Raw genomic sequence first — 13,044 nt, 5'->3', positions numbered from 1 at the left:
GTCAGGCCGGGGCGCCGAACCACGCGCGCAGGGCGTCCTCCAGCCCCTCGCCGCCGGCCCAGGCGACGTAGGAGTCCGGGCGGATGAGGACGGCCTCGGCCGGGGCGCCGACGGCGGTGGCGGCCACGACGTCGATCCGGTCCGTCCAGGGCCCCGCGACCTCCGCGTGGCCGGTGCGGCCGTCGAGGATCAGGAGCACGGGCCGCCCGCCGCGCAGCAGCCCGGCGACGGTGCCCGTGCTCAGTGCCAGGTCCGGCATCCAGCGGCCGGTCAGCGGGTGCGGCCCGGCGGCGTAGGCGACGTCGGCGCCGGTCATGAGATCGGCGATCCGCGCGACGTTGGCGCGGTCCTCCAGCAGCTCGCCGAACAGCTCCCGCAGCGCGGTGACGTTCGGCCCCGGCGACAGCAGCGCCATCTGCGCGCGGGTCTGCGTGATGACGCGCTCGCCCACCGGCTGCCGCTCGCTCGCGTACGTGTCCAGCAGGCCTTCCGGCGCCCGGCCGCCGATCGCGGCCGCCAGCTTCCAGCCGAGGTTGAGCACGTCCTGCATGCCGAGGTTCAGGCCGGGCCCGCCGACGCCGCTGTGCACGTGGGCCGCGTCGCCGGCGAGGAACACCCGGCCCGCGCGGTACCGGTCGGCCTGGCGGGAGTTGACCCCGATCGACCGGCGCAGGGCCGCGTGCGCGCCGTCCGGCGCGCTCATCGGCACATCGCCGCCGAGCACGCGCCCCACGGCCTCGCGCAGCTCCTCCAGCGGCATCTCATCGCTGTCCTCCAGCTCCGCGGAGGTCCACTCGTGCACGCTCACGCGGTAGAGCCCGGGCTGGAACATCCCGTACGCGAACATCCCCCGCTCGGTGCGCGTGAACGTCGCGGGACGGAACCGGCCCGCGCCCGGCACCTCCAGCTCCCCGGTGCCGGGAACGGCGACCGGAGCGGGGATGACGACCTGGCCGCTGCGGGCGACGAAACCGCGGTCGGTGATGCCGGGAAAGCCGATGCCGCACTGCTTGCGCACCGTGCTGCGCCCGCCGTCGGCGCCGACGAGGTACCGGGCGGTCAGCTCGTAGCGTTCCCGCGGGCCCTCCACCTCGGCCGTCACGTGGTCGGCCGTCTGGCCCAGCGCGACCAGCTCGTGGCCCCGGCGGATCTCCACGCCGAGCTCGGTGGCGCGCCCCTCGAGCAGCTCCTCCAGGCGGCGCTGGGGGATGGGCAGGATGTGCATCGGGTTGTCCTCCAGCGCGGACAGCGCCAGCGGCAGGCCGGCGAACTGGAAGCCGGGCACCGCCGCCGGCGGCTCGTCACGGCCGCTGAGCAGGGCGTACAGGCCGCGGCGGTCGAGGGCCGGCACGACGCGGCCGACGAGCCCGTTGGCCTTGGGCATCGCCGGGCGCTCGGGCGAGCGTTCGAGCACGACCGGGCGTACGCCGGCCAGGGCCAGCTCACAGGCGAGCAGCAGGCCGTTCGGGCCACCGCCGACGATCGCGACATCCATGGGTTCTCCTTGTTCCGGGCATGACGAAATGGCGGCTCCGCGGAGCCGGGTCGTGTGGCGGGGGGTTACTCGGGCGCGGGCAGACCGGCCGCCAGCCGGTCGAGGGAGTCGCGCAGCAGTGCGGGCAGCGGGACCGGTGGATCGGCGCGCAGCCACTGTTCGCTGGCGACGCGGATGACGGCGCCGACGACGGCCGCCACCAGCAGCGGGTACTGGTCGCGGCTCGCGTCGGTGCCGGTCCGTTCGGCGACCACCTCCGCGTACTCGCGCTCGATCGTCGCGCCGGACCTCAGCAGCTCTCCCTGGAACTCGCTCTCGGCGAGAATGCGCCGTACGCCCGTGGTCCACCCCGAGTCCGGGAGCTTCTCTCCCTCGCCGAAGGCCCCCATGACCGCGCTGGAGATCGCGTCCCAGAGCGGCTCGTCCGCCGGGCACGCGCGCAGAAGCGCCGCGACCTGGCGGTAGCGGTTCATCTGCCGCCAGACGATGGCCTCGGCCTTGCTGGAGAAGTAGTTGTTGAAGGTGCGCGGCGACACTCCGGCCTCGGCGGCGATGTCCTCGACCAGGACGTTTCCGAAACCGCGATCGACCGCCAGCCGCAGCGCGGCCCAGCTCAGCGCCTCACGGGTCTGCTGCTTCTTGCGCTCTCGGAGGCCAGCGGCGCGCGGAGTGGTCATGGCCGGAACTCTACGGCGAACGTGCGTGGTCCGCAATATTGCCGACCCCGCAAGTTTTGTTTCAGAGGCGCTTCTCGTACCAGTGGTCGGCGTACGGGCCGTGGGAGTACGCCGGGATCTCGGCGTAGCCGTGCGCGGCGTACAGGGCACGGGCCTCGGTGAGGTCGTGGCGCGTGTCCAGCCGCATCGTGTGCGCGCCCAGGTCGAGGGCGGCGTCCTCGGCGGCGGCGAGCAGCGCGTGCCCGCCGTGGGTGCGCCGGGCCGACGGGCGCACGAACATCCGGGTCAGCTCGGCGACGCCGGGCCCGATCAGCCGCAGGCCGACGCACCCCCCGGGCGCTCCGTCGCGGCGGCCCACGAGGAAGCGCGCCAGGTCGTCGCTCGGGTCCTCGGCCAGCGCCGCGTCCACCTCGGCCTCGGTCGCCGGGCGGCCGTAGTAACGCGAGGCCACGTCGGTGAAGTAATCACGCAGGAGGCTCGTCGCCTCGACCGGCTCCGGCGTGACCACCCAGTGCGGTCTCGGCGCCCGTCCGGAGCGGGTCAGCGCGCGGTCGAGGTCGGTGAGGAGACCCTGGCCTCCGGTGAGGTCGGCGCGCTCGTGCCGGGTGAGGCCGCCCAGCGGGTCCGGGAGGGCACGGCCCTCCGGCACGTACACCGTCTGCCCGGCGAACCGCCGGCACGGCGAGCACCAGACGTAGGACGCGCAGCGCTCGTACATCGGCGAGCCGGCGGGGTGCAGGCGATACAGGGTGGACCGCAGGGGTCCCCGGCATCGCCCGCACACGCCGCCGGCGCCGAGGCCGGGAACCGGGCGCCATCGCCTCACTGTCGCAGTATGACGGGCTTTCCGGTTCTCCCGGCAATGTCAGCCGACGCACCCCGGAACGGTGTTGAGAGGATTGCAGTTGTCGGGAATGTTGTTACGCACGACCGACCGGCGAAGCGTCACGTTGGTGTTACCGGTGGCGATTCCGCCGCCGCTCGAACCCCGGTTGAGATGCACCAGCGTACGGTCCAGCGCGAGAGTGCCCAGATTGGAGATGCCTCCGCCGAGGCCGCCGGAGGTGTTGTGCGCGACGGTCGTCTGGATGAGCCGCGTCATGCCGCCCGGCTGCGTGTTGACGGCACCGCCGTTGATCGGCGCGGTGTTCGCCGACAGGACGCTGCCGATCACGGTCAGCGTGCTGAAGTTGATGAACGCGCCGCCGCCGACGCTCGTCGTGGTGTTGCTGCTGAACAGGCTGCGGGAGATCGTCGCCGTGGCGTTCGCGCTGTTCGCCACCGCGCCGCCGTTGCTCGCCGCGTTCCCCGCCAGTGTCGCCTGGCGGATCACGAGGTGGCCCGCGTTCTGGATGGCGCCGCCGAGACCGGCCGTGCGGCCGCCCAGGATCGAGATCCCGGCGATGCGGAGCGTGCCGGTGGCCGCCACGTCGAAGACGCGGAACAGCGCGGCCGCGCCCGGGTCCCGCCTCACCGTGGTCTTCGGGCCGCCGACCAGGGTGATGTTCCCGGTGACGGCCGGCAGCCCGGTGGCCGCGGTCGCGGGCGTCGTGATGCTGTACGTGCAGCGGGAGGCGAGCCGGAGGACGGTGCCGGCCGTGACGTTCGCCGCCGTTATCGCCGCGGCGAGCGCGGGCGCGCTGCACGCGACGCGTACGATCCGCGGACCGGCGGCCATCGCGGGCGTCGCCATCGCCGCAGTGATGATGACGGCGCCCGCGCCGCCCGTAGCCTTCGAGAAGGACCCCATGAGACCGCCTTGCCGGAATTGAACGCGTATCAGATTGGCGAAGCGTCGCTTCGCCGGAAAAGCAGGAGAACACGCGCGGGGGCCGATGGGCGTCGCGCCCCTCCCGAGATCGGTCAGGCTTTGCGGCGGCTTTCCACGGGGCCGGTCAACGCCGGAAGTAGCGCGCGGGCAGGTGCTTCTTCAGGGCGGCGGGCCGGAAGCCCTGTTTCCCGATCGTGTGCAGCATGCGTTTGAAATCGGCCGTCATGTTCGGCTTGAAATGCACGAGCAGGATGTCGCCGGGGTGCAGTCTTCCGGGCTTCTGGTAGGCGATCCGGCCGCCGGTGACGACTTCGCGCCAGAAGATGACCGCCTTCATCCGGCAGTCGCGTGCGGCGCGCAGCGTGTCGGTGTCGGTCGCGCCGTACGGGGCGCGGAACAGGGTCGGCCGTGCGCCGTACTCGCGGGCGTAGATGCCGGCCGGTCCGCAGATCTCCGCCCGCTGTTTCTCATAGGACAGCTTCCGCATCTCGGGGTGGGTCATCGTGTGGTCCTCGATGAGCGCGCCCGTACGCTGCAGGCCGCGGAAGTAGCCGTAGTCGTCGCGGACGGCGGCGTTCGTGAGGAACAGCGTGAGCGGGATGTGCTCGCGGCGGATGAGTCCGACGAACGAGGGATCCTTCTCCCAGCCGTCGTCGATGGTGATGAACACGAGCCTGCCGTGGACGGGGACGTTGCTGATCACCGGCGGGAGCGGGCCGGCGGGGGCCAGCGTCATCGTGGCCGGGGCGGGCGTGTGCGCCTTCGGGGGCTTGCCGGAGGGGCGGCGGTTCCGGGCGTTCCCGGAGGGCGTGGGAGTGCGGGCCGCCGCTCGCGTCGCGTCGTGGCAGGCGGTCAGCCCGCCCGCGGCGATCAGCGTGCAGGCGGCCGCCGTCGCCGCGCGGGCCGGGGGCCGAAGCGCCATTGAAAACCCCTCATATGGCGTCGAATGTCGGCTTTGTCGCCAGCGGCTCATGATTGCATGAATGCCGTCGGAAACCGCTTCCGACGCCGAGCCGGTTCGGGGGCGGGCCGGCTGGGTGCGCGTGGTCGCCAAAGGCCGTGCGTGTCGCTCGGCAGTTGTTGCCATTCGCCCGGCGTCCGGGGTTTCCTAGGGTCGGGGCTCACAGGAGGTCGCCGATGAAGGTCAACGGCAGCGTCAGCGTCGCCGCGCCCGTACCGGACGTGTGGAGGGCACTGCAGGATCCCGCCGTGCTGGCACGGACGATCCCGGGCTGCGAGCGCCTGGACGAGGTGGCCCCGGACACGTACGCGATGACGATCAGGGCCGGAGTGGCCTCGATCAAGGGCACGTACGCGGGTCAGGTCGCGCTGTCCGACCCCGAGCCCCCGCACGCGTTCACCCTCCGCGCCCGCGGCCAGGGCGCCCCGGGCACGGTGGACGCGACGGTACGCGTACGCCTGTCGGAGGCGGACGGTGGCGGCACCCGCGTCGACTACGACGCGGACGCGACGGTGGGCGGCATGATCGGCGGCGTCGGCCAGCGCATGCTGGCGAGCGTGGGCAAGAAGACGGCCGGGGAGTTCTTCTCGGCGGTCGAGAACGCGATCGTCGGCCCGGCGGTGCCCGTTCCGGCGGCGGCCGGCGCGGTCATGGTCCCGGCCGGTCAGCCGGCGGCTCCGGCGACGTACCCGGGTTCGGTGGCGACGGGGTCCCGCTCGTCGTCGGACCTGTGGGCGATGGCCTCCGCCGTCGGCGCGGGCGGCTTCCTCGCCTTGGCGGGCGTGGCCGTCGGCTGGACGCTGGCCCGCCAGAGCCGCCGCCGCTGACCTGCGGCCCCGGCTCGACACCAGGGCACGAGATACGGGCGGTAGCGAGTTCGCGTGGGGCGGGCGCGGCCGTCCACCGGTTCCCGGCCCCGGGTGGGAAATGGGGGCGGTAGAGGTGTTTCGCCCTGGCGGGCGTGGTTGTCGGTCGGGCGTTGGGCCGCCAGAGTCGCCGCTGACTTGCGGCGCGGTCCCGACACCAGGGGCGCGGCCGTCAGCCAGGTCCTGGCCCCCAGGGAGAGCGCGCGATGGGGACGGTAGCGGATTCGCGTGAAGCGGGTGCGGCGGTCCGCGGGTCCTGGCCTCGGGGAGGGCGCGCGATGGGGGAGCGGCGTTTCGTCGTGGCGAGCGTGGTCGTCGGCGGCGCTCGGCCGCCATCGCCGAGAAGGCCGGTCTGCACACCACCGAGGGCTCGCTACGGGTACGTGTCGAGGACGGCGCCGCCTTCGTGCCGCGCATGTGCGCGGCCTCGCCGTCGCGCTCCGGTCGGCCGAAGCCGTCGGCATCGGCTGCACCTGAGATCCCGGGCAACGTTTTGAGTCATACGCCCAGGGATGCACCGTCGCCGGCTCGGGTCGGCGAGGTCCGCCGTCGGCGGGTCGGCGCCTATCGCATGGCGGACCCGTCCCCGGCGGACCGGCTACCTCTCCTGGTCCGGGTGCGAGTGCCGCGCTCTCGCTTCCGGCTCGGGTCGTTGGCGCCCGACGCTGGCGTCTATCGCGCGGCGGACCTGTCCCGGTGAACCCGCCATCACGTTGATCCAGGCGCAAGCGCCGCGCTTCCGCGCCGGCCCGGCCCAAGGTCCGGCGGGGGACTCCGTATCGCCGGGCCGCTCAGGCAGGGGTGAGGGCGCGCATGAGGGTCCGGGTCAGGGTGGTGGCGAGTTCGTCCGAGGCGGGGGCGGCGGCGACGCCTTCGGCGAAGTAGCGCAGGAACGCCTGCTGAAAACAGGCGCCCGCCAGCAGCGCCGCGGCCGCGTGCGGGTCGGCGTCGGCGGAGACCCGGCCCAGTTTCTGCTCCGCCCGCAGATAGTCCGCGATCCGGTCGACCGCGTGCCGCGGGCCGGCGCCGTAGCGGCTGATGGAGGCGTGGTGCGCGGCCATCAGCTGCGGTTCGGACAGCAGTGAGGCCAGCATCGGGAACGCCTCGCGGTAGAAGTCCAGTGAACCCCGGATGAGCTGGAAGACGTTGTCCGAGACGCGACCCTCGCCGGGCTCCATCCGTACGCGGGCGAAGCCGGGCATGCGTTCGCGTAGTACGCGCAGGAGCAGCTCCTCCTTGTCGCGGAAGTGCTTGTACAGCGTCGCCTCGGAGAAGCCGGCCGCCTTGGCGATCTCCTTGGTCGTGGTCCGGACGATGCCGCGCGTCCGCATGAGCTCCGCGGCGGCGTCCAGGATGCGATCGCGCGTGGTCATCGGGCCTCTCTTGGTCAGCGGGTACGCACCTACTATGGTAGTTGGTGAGTACTCACTAACCTAGACGAGACGGGGCCGGTATGAGACTCACGATTTTCGGAGCCACGGGAGGCACCGGCACGCAGCTGGTGCGTCAGGCGCTGGAGGAGGGTCACGACGTGCGGGCGGTCGTCCGCGACCCGGCGCGGCTCGACGTCCCGGCGCACGAGCGGCTGGAGGTCCTCACCGCGGACGTACGGGACCCGGTCGCGACCGCCCCGGCGGTCGAGGGCGCCGACGCGGTCCTGTCCGCGCTCGGCCCGCGCGGCCGCGGGCCCACGACGATCTGCTCGGACGGCGCCCGCGCGATCGTCGAGGCGATGGACAAGGCGGGCGTACGGCGGCTGCTCGTGGTCAGCGCCGCGGGGCCGTTCACCGACGCGGGTGACAGCGCGGTCATCCGCTACGTCATCAAGCCGATCATCCTGGAGCGCCTGATGAAGGACGCCTTCGACGACATGCGGCGCTGTGAGGACGAGGTCCAGGCGAGCGAACTGGACTGGACGATCATCCGTCCGCCGCAGCTCGTGGACAAGGACGCGACCGGCCGCTACCGGACCGCGACCGACCTCAACCTGCGCGGCGGGCGCAAGATCTCGCGCGCCGACCTGGCCGCCTGCATGCTCGGCCTGGTCGCCGACGAGTCCTCGGTGCACCACCGCGTCTCGGTGGCGTACTGACGAGGACCCGCCGGCGTGCATCCGTCAGTTGACGGAGATCAGGTCCACCACGAAGATCAGCGTCTCGCCGGGCTTGATGGCACGGCCGGCGCCGCGGTCGCCGTAACCCAGGTGCGGCGGGATGACCAGCCTGCGGCGGCCGCCGACCTTCATGCCGGCCACGCCCTGGTCCCAGCCCTGGATGACACGGCCCGCGCCGAGCGGGAAGTCGAACGGCTCGCCGCGGTTCCACGACGCGTCGAACTCCTCGCCGGTGGAGTGCGAGACACCGACGTAGTGGACGGTGACGGTGGAGCCGGGCTGGGCCTCGGCGCCGTCACCGACGGTGAGGTCGGTGATCTCCAGCTCGGCGGGCGGGTTGCCCTCGGGAAAATCGATCTCGGGTCGCTCAAGCGCCATGGGAAGTCTTTCGAGTCTGGACGACATATGAGCTGCCCAGCCTAGCGATTTCGCCTCCGCGATTGTCCGGGGGTACGGAATGCGCCTACGGCGCGCCGGGTTCGCAACGACGTGAACATCGAGATCTTCTCCGACGTCGTGTGTCCCTGGTGCTACCTCGGCCGGGCGCGGTTCTCGGCCGCCGCCAAGGCCCACGACGGGGACACCACGGTGACGTGGCGGCCGTTCCAACTCGACCCGAGTACGGTCGGGGGCGGGCTGACCAGCGAACTTCTGGCCGACCGGTTCGGCGGGCCGGCCAAGGTCGCCGAGATGCACGCGCAGATGCGCGGGCTGATGGCGGCCGAGAACCTCCCCTACGAGCCGGACACGGCGATCAGCGCCAACACACGCGACGCCCACCGGGTCATCGCGCTGGCGGGCGCGGCGGGCGTGCAGGACGCGGTCGTCGACCGCCTGTTCCGCGCCTACCACGCCGAGGGCCGCGACCTGAACGACCACGAGACCCTCGCCGAGCTGGCCGCCGAGGGCGGGCTCGCCGACGCGGCGGAGCTGCTCGCGGCCGGTGACGGCGACGCGGAGGTGACCGAGCAGCTGGAGCGCGCGCGTGCGGTGGGCGTGAACGGCGTGCCGTTCTACGTCTTCGAGGGCACGTGGGCGGTCTCCGGCGCGCAGTCGGTGGACTTCTTCGAGAGCGCGCTGCGCGAGGTGGCCGCGCAGACGTAGCCCCGGTGACGAAAAACGGCGGGTGCGTTGGCAGGACTCGACGGTTCCCCGCCGCCCGCCGGCCGGGTAGACACTGACCTATGGCGATCCGGATCGGTATTGACACTGGTGGCACGTTCACCGACGTCGTCGCGGTGGATGAGGACAGTGGCGCGATCGTCACGACGAAGACGCCCTCGACGCCCGGCGACCCGGCCGAGGGCTTCATGGCCGGGATCGGGCGGCTCGGCGCCGCCGACATCGCGGCGGTCTGCCACGGCACCACGGTGGCCACCAACCGGCTCCTGGAGGGGCGGGTCGGCGACCTCGGCTTCATCACCACCGAGGGTTTCGCGTTCATGCTCGAGATCGCCCGCCAGAGCGTGCCGGACGGCTACGGGAACTCCTACTTCTGGGTCAAGCCGCCGCGGATCGTGCCCGCGCACCGCGTGCGTACGGTCGGCGGGCGGCTCGACCACACCGGCGCCGAGGTCCGGCCGTTCGACGAGGAGTCCGCCGTACGCGCCGCGCGGTGGTTCCGCGAGCAGGGCGTCGACGCGATCGGGGTGTGCTTCCTGCACTCGTACGCCGAGCCCGCGCACGAGCTGGCCATGCGCGAGGTGCTGCGCCGCGAGCACCCCGGCGCCGTGGTCTCGCTGTCGCACGAGGTGCTGCGGGAGTACCGGGAGTACGAGCGCTCGGTGACCACCCTGGTGGACGCGGCGGTCAAGCCCGCGATCGGCCGATACGTCGCGCAGATCGCCGACCGGCTCGGCGACGTCCCGCTGTACGTGATGACCAGCAGCGGCGGGGTCCTGTCCGCGGCCGAGGTGGTGAACCAGCCGATCACCACCGTCCTGTCCGGCCCGGCCGCCGGCGCCCTCGGCGCGGCCTTCGTCGCCCGCGCCGGGACGGGCTCCGACGTGATCACGCTCGACGGGGGCGGGACCTCGACCGACGTGGCGGTGGTGCTCGGCGGGGAGCCGACGCTCACGACGGAGGGGACCGTCGGGCGGTACCCCTCCAAGATCCCGATGATCGACATCGTCACGGTCGGCGCCGGCGGGGGTTCCATCGCGTGGACCTCGCCCGAGGGCACGCTGAAGGTCGGCCCGCGCTCGGCCGGGGCCGATCCCGGCCCGCTCTGCTACGGCCGGGACGCCGCGGACGTGACCGTCACCGACGCCCACGTCCACCTCGGCCGCATCCCCCCGCACCTGCTCGGAGGGGAGATCCCGCTCGACGTGCCCGCCGCGACGGACGGCCTGCGCAAGCTCGCCGCCGGCCTGAACCTGCAGGTCGAGGCGGCGGCCACCGGCATCCTGGAGATCAGCGCCTGGAACCAGGCGAACGCCATCCGGCAGATCACCGTCAAGCGCGGCCTCGACGTACGGGACTTCCCGATGGTCGCCTTCGGCGGCTCCGGCCCGCTGCTCGTGTGCCGCCTGATCGACGTCCTCGGCCTTCCCTCGGTCATCGTGCCGCGCGACCCCGGGAACCTGTCCGCGTTCGGGCTGCTGACCGTGGACGTGCGCAGCGAGTACGTGCGGACCCACGTCACACGCGAGCCGTCCCCGGCCGCGCTCGCCGGCGTCTACGCCGACCTCGAACGCCAGGCCGGCGAGGCGCTCGACCGGCAGGGCTTCGCCGAGCATCGCTACCTGCGCTCGGCCGACCTGCGCTACTACGGGCAGGCGTTCGAGGTACGCGTCCCGGTGGGCGCGGTCGACCCCGATGAGGTGGCGGGCCGGTTCCACGACGAGCACGAGCGCCTGTACGGCTACTGCCACCGCGGCGACCCGGTCGAGTGGGTCAACCTGCGCGTCTCCGGTGTCGGCCCGATCCGGCGGCCCGATCCGCCCGTACGCCCGCCCGGCGACGGGGACCCCGCGCGTGCCCGTACGGGCGTGCGGCGGGTCTACTTCGAGGACTGGGCCGACGTACCGGTCTACGCACGCGAACGCCTCGAACCCGGCGACCTGCTGACCGGCCCGGCGGTCGTCGAGGAGTTCGGATCCACGCTGCCGCTCCACCCGGGCTTCACCGCCCGCGTGGACGGCCACGGCAACCTGGTGGTCACCGCGGGGGAGCGAATCCCGGCGAGTGAGGAAGGTGGTGACCGATGAGCATGAGGGCCGACCCCGTACTCGTGGAGATCGTCGAGGGCACTCTCGCCTCCGTCGAGAAGGAGGTCGAGACGGCGATCGCCCGTACGGCCCGCTCGCCGATGATCCGCGACGCGCACGACTTCCGCGCGGGCATCCACGACCGCCGCATGCGCAAGCTCACCGGGCGCTCCTACTCCGCCCTCGTGCAGCCCGTCGTACGGGACTTCCCGATCGAGACGATGCGCCCCGGCGACGTGTTCTTCCACAACGACGTCTACCTGTCCGAGGGCGGCATCGGGCACCTGCCCGACCTGTGCGTGACGGTGCCGGTCTTCTCCGATGGTGACGTGGTCGCGTTCGTGCAGGCGTTCGGGCACCACGACGACATCGGCGGCGCGGTGCCCGGCTCGATGCCCTCGCACGCGCGGTCGGCGTTCGAGGAGGGGCTGATGGTCCCGCCGATCAAGCTGTGGGACCAGGGCGTGCCGAACGACGCGGCGTTGCGCATCATGACCCGGAACTCCCGGATGCCGGACTCGCTCGCCGGGGACCTGGACGCGGAGTGCTCGGCCTGCCTCATGGGCGCGCGGCGGCTGGGCGAGCTGTTCGCCCGGTACGGGCGCGCGGCGATCGAGGACTGCTTCGACGCGATCCTCGACAAGACCACCGAGACGTTCCGCCGGGAGATCCTGTCCAAGATTCCCGACGGCACTCACGTCTGGGAGGACTACGCGGAGCATGACGGCGTCGACCCGCCCCGGCTGCACGCCCAGCGGATCACCCTCACCAAGACCCCCGACAAGATCATCATCGACTTCAACGGCACGTCTCCGCAGGCCAAGGGCCCGATCAACCACGCGGGCGACTACGCCGACGGCGTCTTCCTGAAGAAGTGGCTCGCGCCCATCCTGCGCAATCTCGCCGACACGCCCGAGCGGATGGCCGAGCTCGACGTCAACGAGGGCGTCGTACCGCTCATCGAGATGCGGTTCCCGGAGAAGGGCACGCTGCTCACCCCGATCTTCCCCGCGCCCACCAACGCCCGTACGTTCGTGATCCTGCGCCTGCTCGGCGTCCTCGCGGGCGTGCTGGCCAAGGCCACCGGCGGCCGGATGCCGGCCGACCAGGAGACGATCCGCTACACCGGCGTGTACGGGTCGGACCCGGAGCCGTACCTCATGCGCGAGGTGCTCGGCGGCGGGTCGGGCGGCCGCTACTACGCCGACGGCGAGGACACGATCCACGTGGTGCCCGACTCGCGGAACATCCCGGTGGAGTTCGCCGAGGCGCGCTGGCCGTTCCGGGTGGAGCGGCTGGGCCTCGCGGTCGACTCCGGCGGGCCGGGGGAGTACCGCGGCGGGCTCGGCTACGACAAGCACATCCGGATGCTGCGCGACGCGCACTACATGTCGATCGCGGACCGCTCGATCCTTTCCTGCTGGGGCGTCGGTGGCGGGCACGCAGGGCGGCCGTTCCGCGTCGAGATCGAGGGGCGGGAGATGGAGGGCCTGGTCGATGCCCATCCCGTACGTGCGGGAGAGGTGATCAGGATCCGTACGACCGGCGGTGGCGGCTGGGGCGACCCGCTGAACCGCCCGCCGGACAAGGTCGCCGCCGACGTACGGGACGGCAAGGTCTCACCCGAGGCCGCGCGGGACGACTACGGGGTGGTCCTCGCCGGGGAGTCGGCGGACCCGGAGGCGACGGCCGCCCTCCGGACCCGGATGCGCGCCGGCCGCGGCCCGGTCTCCTTCTTCGACCGCGGGCCGGGCTACGCGACCCTGGCCGACGGCCGTACGCGGGCGGACGTGGACGACTAGGACGCGTCTCTCCCCAGTGCCCCGGCGTGGCCCCCGGTAGAACAGCGAGCGGCCGGCGCGGGCCATGCCGCAGGCGTGCCCGTTCCGCGGAAGGGCGATCGCCGGCTTTCCGCGTTGTAACCAAAGCCCGTCCTCGTTCCGTCTTCATGG

At 72.7% G+C, this 13,044-nt stretch carries 12 protein-coding genes; 5 read left to right on the top strand and 7 right to left on the bottom strand.

Annotation, left to right across the window (positions count from 1 at the left end; translation table 11 throughout):
• Position 1: 1 nt before the first annotated feature.
• From QWU11_RS37630 to QWU11_RS37610, 5 genes are all read right to left on the bottom strand, one after another.
• Positions 2-1,495, bottom strand: coding sequence for an FAD-dependent monooxygenase (locus QWU11_RS37630; RefSeq protein ID WP_290119304.1), 1,494 nt, complete (start codon positions 1,493-1,495; stop codon positions 2-4).
• Between the two features lie 65 nt (positions 1,496-1,560).
• A complete protein-coding gene (locus QWU11_RS37625) occupies positions 1,561-2,172 on the bottom strand; it encodes a TetR family transcriptional regulator (protein ID WP_290119303.1) in 612 nt (203 codons plus the stop codon).
• 61 nt (positions 2,173-2,233) lie between these two features.
• Positions 2,234-2,998, bottom strand: coding sequence for a GNAT family N-acetyltransferase (locus QWU11_RS37620; RefSeq protein ID WP_290119302.1), 765 nt, complete (start codon positions 2,996-2,998; stop codon positions 2,234-2,236).
• Between the two features lie 39 nt (positions 2,999-3,037).
• A complete protein-coding gene (locus QWU11_RS37615; RefSeq protein ID WP_290119301.1) occupies positions 3,038-3,922 on the bottom strand; it encodes a hypothetical protein in 885 nt (294 codons plus the stop codon).
• Between the two features lie 145 nt (positions 3,923-4,067).
• The gene (locus QWU11_RS37610; RefSeq protein WP_290119300.1) at positions 4,068-4,865 is read right to left on the bottom strand and encodes a polysaccharide deacetylase family protein; all 798 of its coding nucleotides are present in this window, start codon (positions 4,863-4,865) and stop codon (positions 4,068-4,070) included.
• 215 nt (positions 4,866-5,080) lie between these two features.
• Between QWU11_RS37610 and QWU11_RS37605 the strand changes: the two genes are divergently transcribed.
• Complete coding sequence (locus QWU11_RS37605) at positions 5,081-5,731, top strand: carbon monoxide dehydrogenase subunit G (protein ID WP_290119299.1); 651 nt, start codon at positions 5,081-5,083, stop codon at positions 5,729-5,731.
• An 830-nt stretch (positions 5,732-6,561) separates the two neighbouring features.
• Here the strand turns inward: QWU11_RS37605 and QWU11_RS37600 are convergent.
• Positions 6,562-7,143, bottom strand: a complete 582-nt coding sequence (locus tag QWU11_RS37600; protein WP_290119298.1) for a TetR/AcrR family transcriptional regulator — start codon at positions 7,141-7,143, stop codon at positions 6,562-6,564.
• 80 nt (positions 7,144-7,223) lie between these two features.
• Between QWU11_RS37600 and QWU11_RS37595 the strand changes: the two genes are divergently transcribed.
• Entirely contained in the window at positions 7,224-7,862 is a 639-nt protein-coding gene (locus QWU11_RS37595) for an SDR family oxidoreductase (protein ID WP_290119297.1), read from the top strand.
• Between the two features lie 24 nt (positions 7,863-7,886).
• Here QWU11_RS37595 and QWU11_RS37590 read toward each other — a convergent pair whose 3' ends face one another.
• Entirely contained in the window at positions 7,887-8,261 is a 375-nt protein-coding gene (locus QWU11_RS37590) for an FKBP-type peptidyl-prolyl cis-trans isomerase (RefSeq protein ID WP_290119296.1), read from the bottom strand.
• A gap of 111 nt (positions 8,262-8,372) precedes the next feature.
• Here QWU11_RS37590 and QWU11_RS37585 point away from each other — a divergent pair, with 111 nt between their 5' ends.
• From QWU11_RS37585 to QWU11_RS37575, 3 genes are all read left to right on the top strand, one after another.
• Positions 8,373-8,987: a DsbA family oxidoreductase gene (locus QWU11_RS37585; RefSeq protein ID WP_290119295.1), complete on the top strand. Its 615-nt coding sequence runs from the start codon at positions 8,373-8,375 to the stop codon at positions 8,985-8,987.
• 80 nt (positions 8,988-9,067) lie between these two features.
• On the top strand, positions 9,068-11,092 hold the full coding sequence (locus tag QWU11_RS37580) for a hydantoinase/oxoprolinase family protein (RefSeq protein ID WP_290119294.1): 2,025 nt from the start codon (positions 9,068-9,070) through the stop codon (positions 11,090-11,092).
• Complete coding sequence (locus tag QWU11_RS37575; RefSeq protein ID WP_290119293.1) at positions 11,089-12,894, top strand: hydantoinase B/oxoprolinase family protein; 1,806 nt, start codon at positions 11,089-11,091, stop codon at positions 12,892-12,894. Before QWU11_RS37580 ends, QWU11_RS37575 begins: the two co-directional genes overlap by 4 nt.
• Positions 12,895-13,044 lie beyond the last annotated feature (150 nt).

Source organism: Actinomadura sp. DC4, from assembly GCF_030406325.1.
Lineage (GTDB): Bacteria > Actinomycetota > Actinomycetes > Streptosporangiales > Streptosporangiaceae > Actinoallomurus.
This window is presented reverse-complemented; position numbering and strand designations above follow the sequence as displayed.